At 58.7% G+C, this 1,304-nt stretch carries 1 protein-coding gene; it reads right to left on the bottom strand.

Translation table 11 applies throughout. The features are described from left to right. Nucleotides 1-1,183: TnsB C-terminal domain-containing protein (locus tag ACFFJC_RS21200; RefSeq protein WP_379489234.1), on the bottom strand; the 1,183-nt coding region annotated here is incomplete at its 3' end. Between the last annotated feature and the right edge of the window lie 121 nt (nucleotides 1,184-1,304).

Raw genomic sequence — 1,304 nt, 5'->3', positions numbered from 1 at the left:
GCCCTTGGCTCCTCGCCTCCTCGGCCCAAGCCTGCGCCGGCGCACAGCCGCCCAAGCCGGCGTGCGGCTCGGCGTGATAGAGACAAATTGCCCGAACAAACCAGCGTTCAAACTCATCGATGGTCATCGCAGCGGCCGCACCAGCGTCATAACCGTCGCGCTTGGTGGCGTTTGCTCCCGTCGCACCGGGCAACAAGCGCATCTTGGCCATCATCGTTCCAATCAGGCGCTCGATATGGCCACCGAAATGCGCGGGGCCACGTGGCCTGACATCCGGATCGATGCCGTGGGAAAGGCACGCGGACCGGAAGGATTGTGCACGATGTGCTGCCGCATGGTCAGCGTGTAGCCGCTTGAATAGCCCATGCATTGGGTAGTCGACATCAAGCTGTAACGCCTGCAAAAGGCTATGCTTTGGCAGGATCGCATTGGCGATCGCACGCCCGCATCGAAATATCGAGGGATCCCCAAAGCTCACATAGAAGCCAAGGATACATCGGGTCCGCACTTCGATTAGCAAGGTCACCCAAGGGCGCCCCAGCTCTTTGCGCTGCACGCTGTCGACAAGGATTACATCGGCCCGCGTATGATCCATCTGAACGAGGTCCAGGAAGCCCCGGCTTAAATACTCACCCGCATGCGGCTCATGTGCACTGCGCGTCTTCGAGCCCATCATGGTGCGTGCCCGCACCGGGTCCGATATCGCCGCAATCGCCCGCTCAATGCTGCGTTCGCTTGGCACTTCACTGGCTTCAAAACGATAATCGCCGTTGTCGGCGATTAGGAGTCCGCGAACCTGACGAGCAGTTTCCTTCATGCTCGCGCCGGCCTTGCGCAAGTGAATCTCGCCGATGAGCGTGTCGATCGCAGCCAGCACGGTTGGGCCACCACGTCGGCTTCCTGGTTTGGGTCCTTTGGGCAACGACGCCAACGATTCTGCGACGGGGTGATCTCGGAATCGCCGGGCGAGTTCGCGAATTCGTCGTTCCTTGAGTCCGGTTACGGTCGAAATTGCCACGACTGCCTGCGCCGTCAAAGGCGCATCAAGCGGAACGTACTGGCGAAACGCTGGATACAGCGCCGTGCCTGTTGCCAATGCAGCTTCTGAACGACGAGCCGAAGGCGGCGGCTTGCGTGCAATCATGGTGCTGAATTCCACCAGAAATTTCACGCTCAATGTCATCTATTATGGCACAGTGCGCAAATAGATTCGCACGTGCGTCATTGAATGCTGCGATACCTTTGATGTATCTGGTTGTTTTTACGTAATTTATGCTGCTTGCAGCCTTCTTTGGCCGGCGACA

The organism is Novosphingobium soli, assembly GCF_042432915.1.
Classification (GTDB): Bacteria; Pseudomonadota; Alphaproteobacteria; order Sphingomonadales; family Sphingomonadaceae; genus Novosphingobium; species Novosphingobium soli.
The sequence above is the reverse complement of the archived record's forward strand: the minus strand, read 5'-3'. Positions and strand labels throughout refer to the sequence as shown.